This is a genomic window from Nanhaiella sioensis, from assembly GCF_046557775.1.
Taxonomy (GTDB): domain Bacteria; phylum Bacillota; class Bacilli; order Bacillales; family SM2101; genus Nanhaiella; species Nanhaiella sioensis.
The window spans coordinates 4721906-4743081 of record NZ_JBKAEG010000001.1 but is presented as its reverse complement, the minus strand read 5'-3'; the positions used below and the strand labels follow the sequence as shown (position 1 = coordinate 4743081).

Annotated in this window: 16 protein-coding genes; 7 read left to right on the top strand and 9 right to left on the bottom strand. The window is 31.5% G+C overall.

All coding sequences use genetic code 11. From position 1 onward, the window contains the following. Nucleotides 1-81: 81 nt before the first annotated feature. From V1503_RS22405 to V1503_RS22385, 5 genes are all read right to left on the bottom strand, one after another. Nucleotides 82-2532, bottom strand: coding sequence for a carbohydrate binding domain-containing protein (locus V1503_RS22405; protein WP_410629217.1), 2451 nt, complete (start codon nt 2530-2532; stop codon nt 82-84). An 820-nt stretch (nt 2533-3352) separates the two neighbouring features. Continuing rightward, nucleotides 3353-4453, bottom strand: a complete 1101-nt coding sequence (locus V1503_RS22400; protein ID WP_410629216.1) for a hypothetical protein — start codon at nt 4451-4453, stop codon at nt 3353-3355. 15 nt (nt 4454-4468) lie between these two features. Continuing rightward, complete coding sequence (locus tag V1503_RS22395; protein WP_410629215.1) at nt 4469-5896, bottom strand: MBOAT family O-acyltransferase; 1428 nt, start codon at nt 5894-5896, stop codon at nt 4469-4471. A 628-nt stretch (nt 5897-6524) separates the two neighbouring features. Then, the gene (locus tag V1503_RS22390) at nt 6525-7556 is read right to left on the bottom strand and encodes an ankyrin repeat domain-containing protein (protein WP_410629214.1); all 1032 of its coding nucleotides are present in this window, start codon (nt 7554-7556) and stop codon (nt 6525-6527) included. Between the two features lie 568 nt (nt 7557-8124). Continuing rightward, nucleotides 8125-8781 (bottom strand): hypothetical protein, encoded by a 657-nt coding sequence (locus tag V1503_RS22385; RefSeq protein WP_410629213.1) that lies wholly within the window; start codon nt 8779-8781, stop codon nt 8125-8127. A 296-nt stretch (nt 8782-9077) separates the two neighbouring features. Here V1503_RS22385 and V1503_RS22380 point away from each other — a divergent pair, with 296 nt between their 5' ends. The 3 genes from V1503_RS22380 to V1503_RS22370 all read left to right on the top strand — a co-directional run bounded on the left by V1503_RS22380 (nt 9078) and on the right by V1503_RS22370 (nt 13921). Beyond that, nucleotides 9078-9413, top strand: a complete 336-nt coding sequence (locus V1503_RS22380; RefSeq protein ID WP_214481718.1) for a hypothetical protein — start codon at nt 9078-9080, stop codon at nt 9411-9413. Nucleotides 9414-9710: 297 nt separating this feature from the next. Beyond that, complete coding sequence (locus V1503_RS22375) at nt 9711-11579, top strand: ABC transporter permease subunit (protein ID WP_410629212.1); 1869 nt, start codon at nt 9711-9713, stop codon at nt 11577-11579. 479 nt (nt 11580-12058) lie between these two features. Then, on the top strand, nt 12059-13921 hold the full coding sequence (locus V1503_RS22370; protein WP_410629211.1) for an ABC transporter permease subunit: 1863 nt from the start codon (nt 12059-12061) through the stop codon (nt 13919-13921). Nucleotides 13922-14094: 173 nt separating this feature from the next. Here V1503_RS22370 and V1503_RS22365 read toward each other — a convergent pair whose 3' ends face one another. Then, a complete protein-coding gene (locus tag V1503_RS22365; protein WP_214481715.1) occupies nt 14095-14544 on the bottom strand; it encodes a hypothetical protein in 450 nt (149 codons plus the stop codon). Between the two features lie 1246 nt (nt 14545-15790). Between V1503_RS22365 and V1503_RS22360 the strand changes: the two genes are divergently transcribed. Both V1503_RS22360 and V1503_RS22355 read left to right on the top strand, forming a co-directional pair. Then, on the top strand, nt 15791-16753 hold the full coding sequence (locus V1503_RS22360) for a helix-turn-helix transcriptional regulator (RefSeq protein WP_410629210.1): 963 nt from the start codon (nt 15791-15793) through the stop codon (nt 16751-16753). A gap of 74 nt (nt 16754-16827) precedes the next feature. Next, the gene (locus V1503_RS22355) at nt 16828-17460 is read left to right on the top strand and encodes a type 1 glutamine amidotransferase family protein (RefSeq protein WP_410629209.1); all 633 of its coding nucleotides are present in this window, start codon (nt 16828-16830) and stop codon (nt 17458-17460) included. A 533-nt stretch (nt 17461-17993) separates the two neighbouring features. On the opposite strand, the gene V1503_RS22350 is transcribed toward V1503_RS22355, so the two are convergent. Then, nucleotides 17994-18578, bottom strand: a complete 585-nt coding sequence (locus V1503_RS22350; RefSeq protein WP_410629208.1) for a hypothetical protein — start codon at nt 18576-18578, stop codon at nt 17994-17996. Between the two features lie 251 nt (nt 18579-18829). On the opposite strand from V1503_RS22350, the gene V1503_RS22345 reads away from it, so the two are divergent. Together V1503_RS22345 and V1503_RS22340 are read left to right on the top strand one after the other, a co-directional pair. Beyond that, on the top strand, nt 18830-19165 hold the full coding sequence (locus V1503_RS22345; RefSeq protein ID WP_214481900.1) for a hypothetical protein: 336 nt from the start codon (nt 18830-18832) through the stop codon (nt 19163-19165). A gap of 222 nt (nt 19166-19387) precedes the next feature. Further along, a complete protein-coding gene (locus V1503_RS22340) occupies nt 19388-19774 on the top strand; it encodes a DUF350 domain-containing protein (RefSeq protein WP_214481710.1) in 387 nt (128 codons plus the stop codon). Between the two features lie 160 nt (nt 19775-19934). On the opposite strand, the gene V1503_RS22335 is transcribed toward V1503_RS22340, so the two are convergent. After that, entirely contained in the window at nt 19935-20567 is a 633-nt protein-coding gene (locus V1503_RS22335) for a hypothetical protein (RefSeq protein WP_410629207.1), read from the bottom strand. 55 nt (nt 20568-20622) lie between these two features. Next, nucleotides 20623-21147, bottom strand: coding sequence for a GNAT family N-acetyltransferase (locus V1503_RS22330; RefSeq protein ID WP_410629206.1), 525 nt, complete (start codon nt 21145-21147; stop codon nt 20623-20625). Nucleotides 21148-21176 lie beyond the last annotated feature (29 nt).

The window sequence follows — 21176 nt, the reverse complement described above, 5'->3', positions numbered from 1 at the left end:
ATAAAAACTGCCCAAGCGTCTATTCAGACCCGTTGAGCAGTATAGTCTTTCTTTCCTTAGCATGTATTTAATATGAGCACATTACTTACTAGTGAGGCTCACATCATCTAAGAAGATTTCATGAGTCTTGTATAAAGGATCCTCACCATCCATTAGCCCTGCAAAGAATTTTAGATTAACATCATCCTTGTATGGCATCGTAAACTTAAACTCATATGATTTATTTTCTGCGGTTAAATCAATCACTTCTTCTAAGTATCTTACATAATCTTTATTGTCTACAATAACCTGAAACTTTCTTGGTAATGTACTACTTGCATCAAACTTGACGATGTATTCTTGCTCTCTTCCTAGTGTAGCCACATTCATTTGATTTAAAGATAATGTAAAGAACATATCTCCCTCATTCTGAATCATTATTTTTGCTTTACCTTCTTCAACAGTAATTTCACCTAATTCCTCAGAAAGTAAAAACGGCTCCCAAGACTCTAATGAATTTTCAAACGTTCCATTCATTACTAAATTAGTAGGAGAGAATTTCACATTATCAATGAATATATCATGGGATTTCGTTAACGATTCTTCGCCATCAATTAACCCTGCAAAGAATTTTAAATTTATATCATCATCGTTTGGTATCGTAAATGTAAACTCATATGATTTATTTTCTGTTGTTAAATCAACTACTTCATCTAAATATCTTACATAATCTTTATTATCTACAATAACCTGGAACTTTCGTGGTAATGAACTGTTAGCATCAAATGTAACTCTGTATTCTTGTCCTTTTTTTGCTTTGCCGATGTTCATTTGATTCAAGGATATCGTAAAGAACATATCTCCTTCATTTTTTACAGCAAATTTAGCTTGGCCATCTTCAACTGTAATTTCACCTAGCTCATCAGACAGTATATATGTCTCCCAAGCGTCTAACGAATCATCAAAAGATCCATTATTAATTAAAATATCTGTTGATTCATCATTTTTACTCTCAAGATCTTTTACGATACCTGTCTCTTTAAATACGACATTATCTATATATATATTATGTTCGTTACCTATTGGCTCATTAAAAAGACCCATTAAATATTTGAACGAAACGCTGTCATTTGCTGGCATAACAAATTTAAAGCTATAGGTTTCTGTTGAGTCAGTTAACTCAAACGTTTCATCAAGGTATCTTTCATATGCCCTGTTATCTACGACTACTTGAAACTGTCTAGGGATGGTGCTTCTAGCATCAAATTCAACTACATATTCTTTACCAATTTCAAGATCAAAAAATCCTTGAAAGTATTGAATACTATAGAATTGTTCTCCTTCGTTTTTAATAGCTATTTTTGTCTCACCATTCTCAGTTGCGATCTCTGCGTCACCAGCAAATCCAACATAAGTGTCCCAACCATCAGTTCCATTATCAAAATTGCCGTTCTTAAAATGATCTATTCCACTAGACTTTTCTCCTTTTATTACTCCAGGTGTTTCATAAATCGTATCTATCATTTCTTCTTCAACAGTTTCAGGATTTGTATCTTCATAAACTCTTACATAATCTATTTTCATTTCTGATGGAAATATGTTATCCTCACCTACAGCTCCACCCAAATGTCCACCTACTGCCAAATTAAGTATGAGGTATTGAGGGTTATCATATACCCATTCTATTTCACCATACTCATAATTTGATTCATCTTTATTTACAATATGATATAACGTATCATCAACATAAAATTCTAGTTCATCCTCATCCCATTCCAAAGAATAGACATGGTAGTCGTCTGTGAATTTCTTTCCCTCTGGTAAACTATAATCACTTGTAATACCTAGACCACTAGACAGTGGACCATGAAGAGTCCCTGCAATTGTTTCTGGCTCTCTTCCTATAAGCTCCATAATGTCTATTTCACCAGATGGCAACCAGCCAACTTCATTAAAGTTTTCACCTAATGTCCATATTGCAGACCAGAGTCCATCTCCTTCTGGTAGCAGTGCTCTAACTTCAATACGGCCGTGTGCTTGACTAAAAAGTCCGCTTGTCGTCAATTTTGCAGAAGTATAAAAGAATTCCTGCCCCGCCTCTTCTCGTGGGACCTCTTCCTTAACTGCTTTTATAACTAAATTACCATCTTCAATATATGAATTTTGTGCTTCATCAGTATAGTATTCCAGTTCAGAATTGCCCCAACCTGGATTTCCATAATCAGCACCATTCCCAATCTCATATGTCCACTTTGTGCGATCAATTTCCTCTCCATCAAATTCATCGCTCCATGTCAGCTCCCAGTTCTCGACTTTATCTTCATCTGCTTCAGTTTTAGTCCTTGTCAGTAAAGCCTTTCCTTCTGGATCAATATCTTCAGGAATATCGATGTTTGTTGGGTAATCGTATGTATCATTTATTTTCTCTGGGGTTACAGTCGAAGCATATGATTCCTTACTAGGTGATAAGGTAAAATAAAACACACCTACAGTAAATAAACATACAATTAATAAAATACTAAATTTACTATTTTTAGTTATTTTTCGAACCACTTTCATTCCCCCTAATGATAGATTTTTCTACAAACAGTCTTTTTCCCTCCTTCATTAATTAATAGCCTCTTCTAAATTTTACTTCTCTACCAATTTGTTTTATAGTTACGTTTTTTTGGAAACGGTTTCATTTTTTTGCATTTTTAAAATGCTATAATATTGAGCACCACCATTTCACTTATTCATTTTTTATACCATTACGCTGTCTCAAGATTAAATATTAGAAATGTGTTAAGTATTCTTCTGGAATGCAATATGAAAGAAGAGAACCTACGAATACAGACGAGTTCAAGCTAGATTTAGAATTAAAATCCATAGAAGTAAGCATATGAGGCTTAAGGCAAAGGAAAGTCAAAGTAATAAATATTAAGAAGCTAGAGTGCTTAAACGAAATATAAGCACGTTCATTTTCTCGTCTTGTTTAAAACAATCATTTAATTTTGACATAGAAAATGCTGATTTAATTGGAAACCTTTAATGGTCATATTTATTTTCAGTATTAACATCGAATTCATCTAAATGATGTGAGAACTTTGTTGCTGCAATAGTTCTCGCTTCAGAGTTAAGCAAAGTGAAGATTTACAAGGTGAGGTAATCTCAAGATTAAAAAGCCCGATTTCTCAGTATTAATATTGAGAAACGGGCTTTTTCTGTAATTCCAGAAAGGAACGAGTTACTGAATAACATGTTCATTACCATTAATTAAATCTAAAAGAGCTTATCGGCATATCAATCATTTTATTACCAATTACAAACCATACCCCATCAATCGTCATAGTTAAACAACGAATGAGTATTTTATATAATGTATTTTTCAGCGCTAGTTCTGACTATTTAACAAACCGTATTTCTCTTTTAAAAATGGATGCTCAATAAGCTGATCTAGTGAAAACTCTTCGACTAAAGCTACATACTGTTGAAGTAAGTATTCATATCTAGGCACATTACGAATTGGGATATTCTCCTCCATATAATCAACCATCCATCGATTTATATGACGATAATAATGAACGCCATCTCCCATAAAATTTCCTATCTTAAAAGTAATATACTTAATTAATTGGAAATCATATAACTGTATGTTTGGATACTTACTTAATAATTTAAAAGATTCGGCTTTAAACTTTGCTCTTTCCTCTAAATACTCAGGATTTGACTTATAATATTTAAATTGATTGTAAATTGGATAAGGAGCAAAGAAAAAAGTAAATGTAGTATCAGGGTGATCTTCCACAACCGAGATTACATTTTTTTCAAAAGAACGAAGCATCTTTTCAGCTGTATCGAATTCTGGAACTGCATCTTCCTTATCTACGTTATCAATTGCTCCTACTATTCTTTCAAAATCATCCATAGGAGCATCATTTCCAAATTTATAAAGAGTCTCAACATCTCGCTTACTTTTTATGTCATTTACGTTAGCTTGAAGGTTTTTTACCAAAACTTCTAAAGAATATGAGTTAAATAAATATCTAATATCATTTAATTTTGAATCATCATACATATATTCAGGAAAATCAGTTACCCAGTCCGGTTCTCTAGAAAATGAATAAAAATTCAATTCCCAGAACACTCGGTCGACTTTTTCTTGGTTTTGAAGGGCTAATTGTACTACCATTGATTGCTCTCTTGCTGTTGAGGCAGGCAACGACCCATTAAATGATTTTGTACCAAATTTTTCATTTACATAGCTTTCTTCAAAATTGCGTCCCATCGATGTGCCAGTAATTAAGGTTTGATAGTCCATTGTCTTTACTAGACCCGGCATCTGATAGCGTTCGTTAGCAATATATTGTGGTTCATAAAGTTCCGTTTGACGATATAAAAATAGCGGATCTATCCAATAAAACAAGGCTGAAATCAGCAATACAAATGCCGAAATAAAGACTCCAACTATGGCTAAAAAATTCTTTGCTGACATCATTCCTTCACCCCATTAAAAATTAAAATATAGAAATTCACTTACACGGTTTAAATAAAGGATAGAAATAACGGCCAAGATACTTATTATCGCAGCATTTTTTATCGTGAAGGAAAAGTTATTTAGCTTTTCTACTGAATTTTTCATCCAAACTACTATAAATAAAAAGATTAGGATTAGTATTATTAGTTTTAAATCAAAGAAATTAGGTGCTGATTGAACTGGTAGGCCCATCCCAATAACTACACTTGCAATTTTTGGTGGTAATTCCCCAAACGAAAACATTTTTACAATCATCGCATTAGCTGTTCCTACATCAGGAGAGCGAAAGTAAACCCACGCAATATGTACAAATAGGAAGGTCACAAACCATGCAAGGAGTTTAGGTAGTTTAAACCCTAACTGATTCCATATCCGATATGTAATGCTTGCTACACCATGCAATATTCCCCAAATAATAAAAGTCCACCCTGCACCGTGCCAAAGACCACTAATAAAAAATATTATAAAGAGATTGAAGTTCCTTCTAATCGGTCCAACTCTACTTCCACCTAACGGAAAGTAGATATATTTAGTAAAAAATCGACCTAAAGTAATATGCCACCTTCGCCAAAAATCTTGAATATTAAGAGACTTATACGGTGAATTAAAATTAATTGGTAGCTTCAGATTAAATATTAATGCGATCCCAATTGCCATATCACAGTATCCGCTAAAGTCAAAATATAGCTGAAACGTATATGACATAGTTACAATCCAGCTATCCACAAAAGTTAAGTTAGCTAGATTACTATAGCCATCGTTTGCCCAAATAGCAAACGTATCTGCTATTATGACCTTTTTAAATAACCCAATCACAAAAATATACAGACCTCTGGATATATTGTCGAAGTTCATTTTATAGTGAGTGGGTTCTTCCAATTGTTTAATAATTTCCGAATGATGAACAATGGGTCCGGCAATTAATTGCGGAAAAAATGACACAAAAAAAGAATAATTTAGAAAGCTATATCCCTTTGTTTCTCCTCTATAGCTATCTACCAAGTATGCAATTTGCTGAAAGGTAAAAAAGCTAATGGCCAATGGTAACGCTAACTGCAACAATGGAAAGTTAGATTGAAAAAGTGTATTTACATTAGTTAAAAAGAAATCTGAGTATTTAAAATAACCTAATAGAGAAATATTAAAGATGATTCCTAATACTAGAATGACTTTTTTTCCTTGAATTCCCTTGTTTATCAAAGTAGCGAGTAGAAAGTTAATTAAGATTGATACAATCATAATTGGTAGATATTTAACATTCCAGTAACTATAGAAGTATAGAGAAGCAAGGACAAGAAAACCTTTTGCAGCTGTTCTAAATTTTAATTTCTGCAATAAAAAGTAACAAATAAAGACAATCGGCAAATAAAGTAGAATAAAAACATATGAGTTAAAAAGCAAAAATCCCCAACCCCAGTCATTAATTTGAACATCAATTATTATATCAATATTAAATTTTTCATGGAATACAGATAAGGTAAAAAATATAAAATGGGAATTTATAACCAATTTGATTAATTTTTCCATTTTAATGTTGGTACATTTTTTATTTAGGGATTTTGCACTAGCTTTGGTAAACCATAGCGTAGAATGATTTATATAACCCTAGCAGCATGCTTCAATGAATATCTCAAAAAGGTATCAGCTCTTAGTTAATGAATAAAAAGATTTAGCATAAACGCAAAGACTGTTGAACCTCTCTACATCTTTTTCTCTATCAATCCGATTCACATCTTTGCCATTGTTTAATAAATATACATTTTCTTCTAAATAGAAATATTAGTTTTCTTATTACCTCAGATAAAAGTAGTTTATATAACTTAGAAAATTACACCAGGTATCATCACATCAATTATTTATTCACTCTTTCCTATATTTCAGCAATTCTTCTCTTCAGGGATAGTCATATTCTTGAAAATTATGTCACTTCATTTGTCAAATCGTGTAATGGAACTAATTTCAATGGGTACCAAACGTCTTTTTTATTTGTATAAAACAATCGTTTATGATTATTTCTTAGCTAGACGATTTATTTTAACAATTTAATAATGGATTGGTCTTTATTCTTCTTTGCGTAATATTTAGCGGATAACCACTTTTTATTTTTTATCTTTATATTTACTTCTGCTTGAATTAAAGCTTCCACAACCTCAACATTTCCAACTCGACAAGCCTCAATGAGAGCAGTATCTCCCTTATGGTTTTGCATATTAGGGTTAATACCATATTCTAAGAGTTTCTTTATAATTTGTAGTCGGTTGTCCCTACCAGCAATAATAAGAGCTGTGTCTCCATAATGATCTTGATGGTTAATATTAGCACCAGCTCTATGTAGCTCGCGGACAATTTTTAACTGATTATCGGTATTTGTTAAATAGACAGCTTCAAATAGTGGCGTTTTACCTCTTTTAGTTTGCTGATTAGGGTGGTTAGGATCTGCACCAGCTTCAAGTAAAGCCTTAACAATATCAAAATGACCATAACTTACAGCACCATTGAGAGGACGAGCAAGTAATAAGACATTTACGATATGAAGATAACCCGAACTAGCAGCTAAATAGAGAGAAAAGTTACCACTTTCATCATGTATACTTGAATGTTTAAGTAAGGTTTGGACCATTTCAATGTTATTACTGAAAACAGCGTCTACTAAAATTGTATAGCCTTGATCATCTAGTATATTCGGGTTCGCACCAGCTTCAAGTAATGTAAGAAATACCTTAAAATCTCCTCCTACAATCGCTACACTTAGTGCCGTATCATAACTCATGTTTTGAATATTTAAGTCTGCACCATTTTGGATTAAATATTTCACCATTTCAAGATCATGGTGATCAACCGCAAACATAAGAGATGTTGTACCAGATTGGTCGACTATATTAACATCTCCTCCTGATTCTAACAATCTCTTAACAATAGCAATATTACTTCGTTTAACAGCCTCAATTAATAACGGAGCTTCATTTATATAAAATGTATTAACATCTTCCCCTCGAGAGAGTATTACATTTAAAGCCTCAATATCCTCATTTATCACAGCTTTTACAAATGATGCTTCCACTTCTCTTTGAAATATGCCATCCCCTTTCTAGCATTCAGGTTGTTTTTTTACACTAATCCACTACTCATAGTCTTGATTTCATATGACCCTCCAAACGTCATCTATTAGGTGATTTTCGACATATATTACTAATTATCTTATATTTTTTTCAATATGCTAAAGTATTTTTAATATTCCTTCAACGTTGATTGGGAAATTAACTTGATCTTAAATCGAAAGTAGCTTATATCTTTATTTCAGATGAGCACCATAAAAGATAAACACAATAAAAAGGAGTCATTAAAACTCTCCTTTGTAAAGTTGAATCATGACTTCTTATCTTAAATACATAAATTTATTTTATCTTTTATTTATTTCATGGCCATTGAATGAATGCATATTTAAATAAAGTTTCATTTTCTACGCTAAACACCATCTCCCCTATGAGTATTTTAGGTGGACTATATGTACTTTTCTATAGTGGAATATGGTATATTACGGCAGCATGAAGATTGCTTGCGTGAGGAAATACTATTGTTTTACCATTATTGGGTAGATAAATCATGAGAGCGAAAAAAGCCTTGTAAAATCAAGAAATTCTTTCATTCATTTCTTTTAACCACTTTATTTTTCCTTTTAATAGTGTGGGACTTGGATGATAATAAAAAGGTCTTTCCTTATGTTCGATCCCGATAATTTTCTCCAAAGGTAATGAGTCATATGCTTTCTTTGCAAGGCTTTTTACTATAGGATTAATGCCCCACCCCAATATGATAGGTCCCTGGCATCTCACCAATACATCTTTTAGCTCTTCTTTGCGCTGACTTGAAAAAATGCTATGCTTTTCAAAGCCCTTACTATAAGCTTCACTTATCATTTGTTTAAACGTAGATATATTGCCTGCTCGAATATCTGAAAGATTAATTATAAGAATGTTATCCCATTGCTTTAATAGCATGAAACGCATAATTTGATATTGAGTATTGTCAATGTTAGCCGGAGTAAAGTTTTTTGGAATGCTTCCTTTGTTGTAATGAGGGATTTTATAGGTTGGATACTTGGGTGAGCATAAACCTGGGTTTACTAAAACAAACACTGCGTCATAATGTGAGTGAATTATGTTATCCTTGTGGTAGATTTGTGCATAATTTCTACATTCAAACACTTGATTACCTTTTTCTAATTTATAAAAACTTGCCTTTACACTATATAAGCTCTTTAAATGTTCTGCTTTGACAAATTCCATATACCTTCCTCCAAAATTTATGTTTAGAGCTATCTATATAGAAGTATATTCATTAATAATATTGACTATCCCCCCCTCTTTAACCTCATTAATTAGTCTCTAATTCATATCGCTAAATCTCCTCATCTGTTTATTTGTCGATCCAAGGATATGAAAACCAACACTATCTCTCTTCCTAATATTGGGTGAATTGTACAAATATTGAATAATATGAAATTTGTAATAAGAAGTTCATGTATTTATCCAACAATTGTTGGAAATCATAGAAACATCTAATCTATTTAGAGGTGTTTTTTATGAATAATCTACTTGATAAACTATGTGATGTAAAATTAATTAAAAAGAGAACTGGTGAAAGACACGATGAACTAGAAATACAATATGCTAACATTTCTGAACCTGAATACTGTAGGTATTATTTATTATTAATTAAAGATAATAAAACCGATACGGCCCATGATAGATTTTCGGTTAATAATATATGTGTATATAACTTCAAAACTAAATGCTATGAAAGTATTCAAGGGTTATATGCCCATTCATTAATGGAGCAAATAATGTACATCATATTATTCAAGTTAAAATATACAGAACAACCTATGCTTTCTAGATCATTAAAAAGAATCAATTGAATTTACATTCTTTTATTTCAAAGAACTACTAAATAAACATTTAAATGTAAAAAATAAGCGACACCACAATAAAAATTACTTATTTTTTAAGTAATATTGACTGTTAATAGAATAATAAGATGCTTTTTTATTTAATGCATCGAAAATATAGGTATGCCTTTCTTCCCAATATAAGCTTCCTCTTCTATAAAACGGTGTTAAATAATTTACATATTTTCACTAAATCATTCTCGAAAATCCATTTTTTTGATATAATACAAAACATTATATTACAATATTCTACAGAGGAGGTAAATTTTGAAACAATTGTCGCGTAATTCGTTTTATATTGTCATAATATTCTTATTTATGTGTCTAATTATATTAATTCCTAGACAGTACTATTTATCACTAGAAGGAAGTGCCATTCATTTAAACTACCCTATTGGATGGGAGGCATATAAAGAAAGTGTAAAGGATTTTATATCCAGCGTAAAAGAAAACAAAGGTTTAGGACTATCTTATACTGGGCTTGAAGTAATGGATGAAGTGAAAAGGTATATGGGGAGAAGTCTTAAACTCATTACTCCCGCATTTTTATTTGGGTTTATCGGTGGATCATTAATTGGTTTAATTATTTATTACTATAGAAATAAAAAGTTATTCAACTACATAAAATCATTTTTGGATGTATTATTTACGATACCGGATTTCTTTCTACTTCTTTGTTTGCAGCTAATCATAATAAAGTTTCCAGTATATGGACTTCCGAGGGTTGATCTATATGGGCATGATCAAGTTAGTAATATTCTCATCCCAACGATCATTTTATCCATTTATCCAGCAATTTATATGGTGAGAGTGATGTTTAACAATCTTATGCTTGAGGATAGTAAACTGTATATGGTTTATTTATCAGCAAAAGGATTGTCAAATTTCAGAAAAATTTTCATTCATGGATTATGGAATTCCTGGAAAAGTATATTAAGTGCTGCTCCAAAAATGATGATTTATATTTTAACAAGCTTACCAATTATTGAGCTTTTTACAGACTATAAAGGGGCAGGATATAGATTTCTAATTGCTTCAGATGCTTGGACTAGGGCTTATGAAATTAATACACAGATTGGTTTACTTTTAGCTTTTATGCTGACTATCTTCTTGACAATCATCATAACGAAAACACTACAATTTTTCTTAACCCCAATATTTAATGATGGAAATCAAGTTAGTTTAACTACAGTACCAAATACAACTAGTGTATATAGAAAAACCAATTTTTTTATGATAAAAGAAATGAAAGTGAATTGGCAATTAACTATCGGGTTATTAACGATTTGTTCATTGCTTCTATTTAGTATTTTAGCTAGTATTCTACCATTATTTGATATTACACGAGTTAAGCATATATGGATCGATGACAAGTTATTCATGCCACCAGTACCTCCAATGGGTGACTATCCATTTGGAACTGACGAATATGGAAGAAGCATAATAAATCTTATCATAGTCGGCGCAAAAAATACGCTGACATTGATCGTTGGCATTGTATTACTAAGATACGTTTTAGCGCTTATCATTAGTTTTACTATTAGAAATACAAATAATGCATTTCGAAGGATCTTATCATTTTGGAATGGTTTACTAAGCTATGTTCCAACAATAATTTTTGTTTTACTTATTGCAACGATTCCACGCCTAGTGCTGAGCGAATGGAGACCGTTTTGGATGATTATACTCATTGCTATTGTCGAACTAGGGGCTGTTGTACATCTTATATCTAATGAACTAGATAAGCTCTCGAATTCTGAGTACGTCAAATCAGGTGTTGCTGTAGGGAATTCGGCTCTAAAAAATTACCGTTATTATTATTTGCCTCATCTATTTCCTAAAATAATCGTTAATTTTACGTCTGATCTCGCAAAAACGACTACATTACTAGCGCAGCTAACTATTATTAGCGTTTTTATAGCTCATGAGAAAGTTCAACTTTTTACTGGAGAATGGGTGTGGGTAAGCACTTCACAATCATGGATGGCATTATTGCAAAATAGTGCTGTAGATGTTAGAATTCACCCTTGGATTCCATTTTGGACATGTTTAGCTATTACGTTACTCATTCTTAATTTTATGGTAATTGAAAAAGGTTTACTAAAGTTTTTTTGGCAAAAAGTAAATAACTGTTGACATCATAAAGAAAGATTTAATTTAAGCTTCTCTACACTTATAAATTGAAGAAATATGTATAGAGAGGCTTTCTATCATTATCTTGCTCGTGGTTCTATGAATATATTTATTGAATTCCTTTTTAGGCTGGATATAAATATCCACCTATTTAAATTAATGGTAAATTTAATCCTTTGGCATACAGTCATCAATAGAACAAATCATGTACATTATTATTCATGTTAAAATATGCAGAACATCCTAGGCCTTCTAGAAGACTAAAATGAGTAATGAACTATAAAAATATTAAAATTTAAGAACCCCCACTACTGATCGAAACTTATTTCTGGAATTCTATAGTCTGTTTACTATAACTCTGTTCTATATTTTCTTTAAAAATTTACAAATTTTTTCTAAATTATTCTCAAAAATCCATTTTTTTGATATAATACTAAACATTATATTGCAATATTCAACAAATTCTACAGAGGGGGTAAATTTTGAAACAGTTAGCGCAAAGTACACTTTATATTGTCTTAATATTCTTAATTATGAGTCTTGTCATTTTAATACCGAGGGAATCGTATAATGCGGATTTGAATGATGGAAATGGGGTTCAATTACATTACAATACTGGATTTGAAGCATATAAAAATCAAATAACTAATTTTATTACGAGTATTAAAGAAAACAAAGGTTTTGGACTATCTTATACTGGGGTCGAAATAAGTGAAGAAATAAAGAGATATATGGGAAGAAGTATTAAACTGATTGCTCCTGCATTCTTAATAGGATTCGTAGGTGGATCATTAATTGGCTTAATTATATACTATTTTAGAAAAAAGAGATTTTTTAAATACATAAGGTCATTTTTAGATTTATTGTTTACAATACCGGATTTCTTTTTACTTCTATGTTTACAACTCGTATTAATTAAGTTTCCTTTATATGGACTTCCAAGAATTGATCTTTATGGTCATGAACAAGCTAGTAATATAGTCATCCCCACCATAATTTTATCCATATATCCAGCAATCTACATGGTGAGAGTGATGTATAATAATCTGACGCTTGAGGAAAGTAAACTGTATATGGTCTATTTATCAGCAAAAGGCATGTCAAAGTTTAGGAAGATTTTCGTTCACGGATTATGGAATTCATGGAACAGTATATTGAGCGCTGCTCCAAAAATGATGATTTATATTTTAACAAGCTTACCTGTAATTGAGCTTTTCACAGATTATAAGGGAGCAGCGTACAGATTTATCTTAGCGACAAATTATTATGAATATCAAACACAAATTGCTTTTCTTATCACCTTTATGTTGATCATTTTCTTAACAATACTCATCACGAAGATATTACAAACTTTCTTAACCCCGACATTTAAAGTCGGTGATCAGCTTAGCTTTTCTACTGTTAACAATTCAAATAATCTTTTTAGAAAAATCATAACTTTTTTAAAAACAAAAATAAAAGAAAATTGGCAATTAACGATCGGATTATTATCGATAAGTTTATTACTTCTGATAAGCATTATAACTAGTATTCTACCGATATTTGACATGACCCGTGTTAAGCATTTATACATCAATGATAAGTTATTCATGCCACCTGTTGCTCCTATGGATGAGTATCCACTTGGAACTGACGAATTTGGTAGAGATCTAATTGAACTATTCATTGTTGGAGCAAAGAACACACTGACTTTAATCGTTGGTATTGTGTTGTTAAGATACGTTTTAGCCATCATCATTAGCTTTGCTGTTAGAAATACAAATAGTTTATTTAGAAGAATCATCACATTTTGGAATGATTTATTGAGCTATGTCCCAACTATAATTTTTGTTTTAATCATTTCGGTAATTCCACAGCTTGTACTTAGTGAATGGAGACCGTTTTGGATGATTTTACTCATTGCTATTGTTGAATTAGGTGCTGTTGTTCACCTAATGTCTAATGAGCTAGACAAGCTTTCGAGTTCTGAGTACGTCAAATCAGGTGTAGCCGTTGGGAATACGGCATTTAAAAATTATCGCTATTATTATTTACCTCATTTGTACCCAAAAATTGTCGTTAATTTTACGTCTGATCTCGCTAAAACGACAACTTTACTTGCTCAACTAGCGATCATTGGCGTATTTATGTCTCAAGAGAAAATACAAATGGGTTTTACAGGTCAATGGGTGTGGGTTAGCAATTCACAATCATGGATGGCATTGTTAGAAAATAGTGCCGTAGATATAAGGGTTAACCCTTGGGTTCCATTTTGGACGTGTTTAGTCATTACGTTACTTATCATTAATTTTATGGTTATTGAAAGAGGATTACAAAAGTATTTACGTAAAAAGAAAGTAACTTAACTACGTAAACATCATAAAAAATAAAAAAATAATGTATTTTAAGCCTCTCTACCCTTGTTAGTCAAAAAACTTGTGTAGAGAGGCCTTTCTTTTATTATATTTGCTCGTGTGTCTATATATATTTGTAGAATGACTTAATCTAGTAGGTATTCATTCGGGATAACATTATACGGTTATTCATATTCATGGAAATTTGTATCCTTTGGCATTATGCTACGAATTGTTTGAGCTTCACCTTTGTTTAAAGCAGAGACAACAAATTCTGTTCCCCAATGTTCTGAGTTAAAGGTTATGTTTCCATCTTTGTAAAAGAATAAAGAAAACCATTTTATCTTTCCTGTTTTATCTAGGTATTTTGTTGTCAGTAGGCTAATTAATTCCGGAGATAAGGCTGTTTTAATAATGGTCATACCATGCATGACATCCATAGTATAATCCTCATTTATTAGCAATAACTCGTCGAAAATTACTTGTTCCTCATTCCAACAATGGATTTCAATTGTATTTGAGTGTTTTAAAAAGTGCTTAATTAACGGAATCCAATAATCATAATTTAACGGTACCCCTATCCATGAGTCTTCTTTAAGATAAGTTGATACCGAAAAATACATTTTATTAGTCATATCCCCCCACCTTTCTAACCTTATGAAAATTTTATGGAATCGGTATGGAGTGCTTTGTATATTATCTAACTACTACTTCTCTTAACACATTTCTCAAAATTGTAAGTTATTGATCTACTATTTCCTAAGACGAATCTTATTACATGTAATAAGAAATTTATGTAGTAGTTTACACTATAGTTTGCATGAATTGTCTCTTTCCATTGTGCAATTTGTTGCTTGACTTCTTACATAAATGGGCGGTGTGGTTCTTTCGTAATGTAGATTCTCCTCATCATTATATAGTAAGTTCATGCTGCTTGATCAAGTAGATTTAATATTTTCAAATGACTGTCAAATATTTTTCGAATAACAAATACCCATTATAGTAGCACTGTAGAAAATATTTCATATCCTTTTAATAACGACTAAATGAAGAGGTGCTTTTATTTGGCTACATTTGTTATTGATGCAAAATCCCTTTCAGTAATAGCTACAATACCTGAAGGGAATTTCCCCCCTGCTACCTTTACAGCAACCCCCTTCTCTCTTACACATACGTTTTTGCTGTTCAGAGTAGTCAATAATTATGTCCAATCGCATGTTAAGTTAATTCGTTGTTAAAACTGATGGAGTAAAGCTTTTATTCTAGCAAGTCTCGACAAATGCTCTTTAGTTAAAATGATCATTTATTAAAGAATGATTAAGTTGACTTAGCACATAAATACAAGCACCACACTTTAACGTGCATAACATATCATGTAACCATTAATCATCACTCCACCCCCTCCTATCTATGCTTTTGAAAATGACCTAGGAGGGGGTACATATTGGTTAACATTGATTTTCTTATAATATGGTCCATTGAAAAAAAGTGATTGTTTCATATTCTTTGTTATCGTTAAGATGTCTCGTCTAAAAAAACTAAGTTGACTAATAATAGCTTGCTATTGTATGAGGTGACTGTTTAATATCATGGTATAAAACGTATATCCCATATTGTTTGACATATGTATTTTTCTTATACACTATGTAACCAAATTGAACGACAAATTAGCTGTTTTAAATAACTGTAGGTAGCATCATAGTTTCCTAAAGATGTTGAAAAAAATAATCATTTGTTAAGTAAGTTTATTAATTAAAAGAAGCTTGATAACAATTGAACATACTACATATTCTTGAGGAATGAGTAGAATAACAATTTAGAATTTGGTAAAATTCTACTAAACTACGATAAAAATTATATACATTTTAGAGGTGGCTTCAGATGCCTAAAATTGACAATTTACTAGCAATATTATGGATGCTAAGCACTGGTAAAAAAATAACTGCAAAGGAAATCTCAGAAAAATTAGAGATTAATATAAGGACTGTGTATCGATATATTGACACACTCTCTATAAGTGGTGTACCTATAATTTCTGACTCAGGTCATAACGGTGGATATACGTTAATGACTAAATTTATCAAAGCTCCTCTTTTTTTTGATAATGAGGAACAAACATCCTTATATCATGCTGCTGTTTTTGCAAAAGAAGCGGGATACTACGGAGGAGAAGCACTATCTAGGGCAGTTTCAAAACTAAGTATGTATTCCAATCAAGAGCAAGAAAGAAAAATAAACCAACGTAAAGCTAGTCTTGAAGTTATAAATAAAAAAAATTCATTCTCTGCGGTACCTCTACTGAAAGAACTTGAGCAGGCAATTGCCGATAAATACGCTGTTAACATTCAATACCATAAAAGTGGCGAAAAGCAATCGAAGTTTAGGTTGATTGATCCTTATACAATTATTTATTGGAAAACTAACTGGTATGTAATTGGATTTTGTCATCTTAGGAGTAATATCCGCAGTTTTAAAGTTGAGCGTATTGATACCATCAAGCAAACCGAATATGAGTTTAACAAACCAAAAGAGTTTTCCGCACGTGAATTTTTTTTAAAAAATATGCTTCCGACTATGGATGATAAGGAAGAGATTATTTCTCTAGTTATTAACGGAAATAAAAACACATTGAATGAAATATGCCAACATTGGTTTTTAGAACATTATTTACATGAACGGACTTCTAATCAAGCGGTATTCCTACTTGAGAAAGAAATACTAAATACATATGTACCTCATATCATTTTACCTTATGGTAAATCGATTCAAGTTCAAGAGCCAATAAGTATAAAAGAAAGGTTGATCGAAATTCTTTCGGATTTAATACAATTTTATGAAATTTAATAACTTCCCTGACGCTATCTGTCAGGGAAGTTATTTTATAATTTCTATAATATATTAGATTGGAGTGTTATTAGATGCAAACAAACAGAGTTCTTCTTTACGTATTTAATACGATGTCAGATTGGGAATATGGATATTTAATTGCAGAATTAAACTCAGGAAGATATTTCAAAAAAGGTTTAGCTCCCTTGAAAATAATAACAGTTGGAACTAATAAAGAAACGGTTACTACGATGGGTGGACTGAACATACAACCAGATATTTCACTTGATGAGTGTGATTTAAGGAGTAAAGACCTTTTAATATTACCTGGAGGAAATACATGGGGAGAAAATTTTCATCAATCTATTTTAGCGAAAATTGGAGATGCTTTAAACTTTGGTACAATTGTTGCTGCAATTTGTGGTGCAACTCAAGGGTTAGCGAATGCTGGCTACCTAAACTCTAGAAAACATACTAGCAATAACTTAGATTATATGAAAATGAGCTGTCCGAATTATAAAGGAGAACAGTTTTATAAATTGGGACCTGTAGTATGTGATGGAAATTTGGTAACAGCATCAGGTATAGCTCCACTGGAATTTGCTATGGAAGTACTGAAAACATTAGATGTATTCACGCCAGACACATTACATTCATGGTATAACCTAAATAAGTTTCATAAATCTGAATATTTCTTCCAGTTAATGAATTCAATAAATAGCTAAATCTAATAGTTATTTTTGTTAAAAATGAATAAGTGTGAATCATAATGTAGCCATAAAATAATTTAAATTACTGATTGCCAACAAGTTTTATCCTAGTTGTTCTGCTAACATAATTACAACGCTATAACCTAGATAATATCCTAATCTTTTAGACGGTTTAGAAAAAGGATTATCAAATGATCGTATTTTTAAAGAATGGTTTTCTTTAACCGGTGGCTACCACTATAAGTATGACGTTCATTAGCTAAATTCCATTGTTTAATAAATTTGTTAAGCTAGCTTCTTCAGTGTAAATGACTAATTCCTACATAAGGAGTTCTTACTAAAAAAAGAATAAGCATGCTGTTAAATGAATATAAAAATAAGGTGATCATCCAGCATGTGTTATTCTTTTTTTTTATCATTGATTAATCCAAATAGTTCACTTGATACGTTTGTTCTAATCTACAGGATAAATTGCTATAACAAAATTCAACCAAAAGATGAATCTTTTCTCACCTAATTGTCTTACAATTATATGGTTTGTGGAAAGGTTATTCACTTGACATAGAGTCTAGGGCATTTTCAACATTGCCATTTTTTATGTTTTCGGTAACTTTAAATAAATTATAGTATATATTATTGATTTCTTTATTATTTATTTTGTCCTTTAATAGACCTTTACCTAATATCCATGTTTGATGATTTTCTGCATCTGTCATTAAATATCCTTGAGTATGCCCCATATAATCACGAGAGAATGCATCATCATAAGTACCTCTATAATCATCCTCTAAAAACACCCAGAGAGGTTTGTATAATCCTACAAAGAAAACTGGCGTATGAAAGTTGCTAGCGAAGACTTCTTTATTTGTACGTAACGATGCTTCTTGAAAAACATCTTCTGTTAACACGAAAGCATCATATTGTATATTATCGTCAGCAATTTGTTCTAAAGTAGCTTGATGTAATAATACATTGTGGGATTGAACGTCTGGTAGTGTCCCGATTACTCCAACATTTAGTAAGACACCGTCGTAATAATGAAGCTGTGTATTTTTTACATTTGTATAAGTTAAAATGAATGCAAAGATAACTGTGATCGTTATTAAAACTATAGCAAATACTAATTTTTTCATTAACACTTCCTCGATTCTAAAATTATAAATATTGTCCAACTTTTTTTCTCATATACAAGACGAATCTCTTTAAAAAAAGTTGCAAAATATAAGGTTGAATTTATTTCCAATTCTTCGTTTAAAATTAAACATTTTAGAATATAATTCAATGGTTCTAATCCATAAAAATGTGAAGGTAATCCTTTTTTTTGTATATTAAATTATAATATTTGGTAGTATGAGTATATATTAAGTGAAAAGGAGGATAATTGATGAAAGTTAACAAAACAAAGAAAATGATTTCAGGCGTAAGCGCTGCTGTTGTTTCACTTTCATTAACTGGATGCGGGGAATCAACCTTACCCGAAGTACCAGATAATGAAGATTGTTTAGATTGGGAATTCGACAATGAGTTGGGTGTATGGGAATGTGATGACGACGATTCCGATTATTATGGACACTATTTTCTATATGGCAAACGTTATATTAATAAAAGTAAATTGATTAAGAGCTCAGCTTATAACTCTTACAAATCTACCTCAACGTACAAAAATGCTACTACAAAGGCCGGTTTTGGTTCCGGAGCAAAAGGAGGATTTGGGGGTTGATTCAAAGAATATCTTCCCAACAGTAAGAGGACAACAAGTGAGGGTTTTTAATCCATTTGTACTAAACCTGTGACACATACATTATGAAAAGGTTTACAACGCAAATATTAACATTTTATAAGAATCTAAGATGGTGTTCGCTAAGGATTAGACATTGGAAAATGAATCTTATTTCTTACCAATTGGTACGGAATGAGAAATACATTTAAGGAGAAATAACAAATGGTAAACTTCTTACTATATTTAGGAACTAATATTATTATGCTTATTATAGGATTATTTTTAATGGAGCTGACAACAAAAAACAAAGAGTTTCGATTAATTGCAGCTGGGAATAAAGCAGCTGCTTATGTTCTTGGTGGTAGATTAGTAGGTTTAGGGATAGTTCTATATTCTACATCTGCTAATTCACTTAACCTTATTGATTTAATGATTTGGGGCTCCATAGGAATCGTCGCACAAATTGTAGTCTTTTTCTTAGCAGAATTACTTACTCCTCAATTTAAAATTACTAAAGCAATTGATGAAGACAATCAAGCGGTAGGTCTTTTCCTATTACTTTTATCAATAGCAGTTGGTTTGATTATAGCGGGATGCTTAACATACTAAACAAAAAGGATTGCCTAGACTGAAATGGCAATCCTTTTTCAATTCATTCACTTACTCGTATTTAATCTAAAAGCCTGTTGTCATTAACAGTAAACTCGTACAAAACTACTTTTTAGGATGGGTATATATGGATACTCCTAGCTTTAAGTAGAATTAGTTATTATTTTATGATTCTTTGTATATCTCCTTTTTCATCGTAATATACTCGGTAATTGTCCACATTTCCAGTTTCGTTATTAATATAATAAATAGAATATTTTTCTACTGTACCATCTTCATACCAAGTAATAAATATTTGAGCCTCAATAACTCTACTATTTAAACCTTCCACGTCTATAGCATCAAATAATTCATCATTAAGTGGTTGATGATTTTCGTCTTTACCTATATCATACCTCCACAATTGTTCACTATTCTTGGCTCCTATCCCTTTCTGATAGTCAGTTCCTAAAAGATGTTCAACTTCATCATTCGATTGGCCTAGTTTTAATTTTTCTTTAATTATCTGAACTGATAATGATTTATTCCCGTTTGCTTGATCTTCATTTTCCATAGTTTCTTCAGCTGACACATTATCTTCATTTGATTGTTCATTTTGATCTTTACTTTCTTCTTGCATAGAATTTTCTTCATGTGCTAGTTCGCCTTTATCTATATGTGTGTCAATTTCCATATTTTCTGTTTGTAGATCATTCTTACTTGTTTTTTCCTTCGTCATTTCTACGGAGCTACAAGCAGTTAAGGTACCTAACCCTAATGTTAAAAAAAACAATAATATTTTTACAGATTTCATGAATGCCTCTCCTTTGATGTCTAATCTTATGACCGTAAATTTGCTTAAGTGTTTCCTACGTTGTTTGCTTTTGTCCCAATAATTTATAATAAAAAACCGTTCCATGTAGTTTGCCATCTGATGACTGTGCATAGGATGGTATAGTCCCAGATTCTACATAACCCAAAGATTTGTATAAAATATTTGATTGATCACCTAATCTAGTATCTAAGATTATTAAACTTCTACCTTCATTCGTTGCTCTAGACTCGATAGTTTTCATTAGTGTTGATGCAATACCACACCTACGACTACTTGGGTCAACCATTAACTTTGAAACCTCAGCTCTGTGTGTTCCATTTTGTTGCATAGCTAAATGCAACTGAACAGCTCCTCTAATTTCATTATTAATCTTTGCAACATACAAAATCACTCCATGCTTAAGCACTTTGCTCCAATACTCTATCGCTGTATCTGTGTTTATAGGTGCTAAAAACCCTACAGAAGCACCCTTATTAACAACTTCCTTTAACAAATTAGCAAGTTCTATTATGTTGTCGTCAACAGATGTAAGTTCAATTACTTCCAACGAATTATTCATAGTAATATTCTCCTTATATGTAAAATTAA

Coding starts and splice junctions, on each gene's coding strand:
- V1503_RS22400 (WP_410629216.1), bottom strand. CDS start 4,453: ATGTCAGCAAAGAATTTTTTAGCCATAGTTGGAGTCTTTATTTCGGCA.
- V1503_RS22380 (WP_214481718.1), top strand. CDS start 9,078: ATGAATAATCTACTTGATAAACTATGTGATGTAAAATTAATTAAAAAG.
- V1503_RS22355 (WP_410629209.1), top strand. CDS start 16,828: ATGCAAACAAACAGAGTTCTTCTTTACGTATTTAATACGATGTCAGAT.
- V1503_RS22335 (WP_410629207.1), bottom strand. CDS start 20,567: ATGAAATCTGTAAAAATATTATTGTTTTTTTTAACATTAGGGTTAGGT.
- V1503_RS22345 (WP_214481900.1), top strand. CDS start 18,830: ATGAAAGTTAACAAAACAAAGAAAATGATTTCAGGCGTAAGCGCTGCT.
- V1503_RS22385 (WP_410629213.1), bottom strand. CDS start 8,781: ATGGAATTTGTCAAAGCAGAACATTTAAAGAGCTTATATAGTGTAAAG.
- V1503_RS22330 (WP_410629206.1), bottom strand. CDS start 21,147: ATGAATAATTCGTTGGAAGTAATTGAACTTACATCTGTTGACGACAAC.
- V1503_RS22350 (WP_410629208.1), bottom strand. CDS start 18,578: ATGAAAAAATTAGTATTTGCTATAGTTTTAATAACGATCACAGTTATC.
- V1503_RS22340 (WP_214481710.1), top strand. CDS start 19,388: ATGGTAAACTTCTTACTATATTTAGGAACTAATATTATTATGCTTATT.
- V1503_RS22360 (WP_410629210.1), top strand. CDS start 15,791: ATGCCTAAAATTGACAATTTACTAGCAATATTATGGATGCTAAGCACT.
- V1503_RS22365 (WP_214481715.1), bottom strand. CDS start 14,544: ATGACTAATAAAATGTATTTTTCGGTATCAACTTATCTTAAAGAAGAC.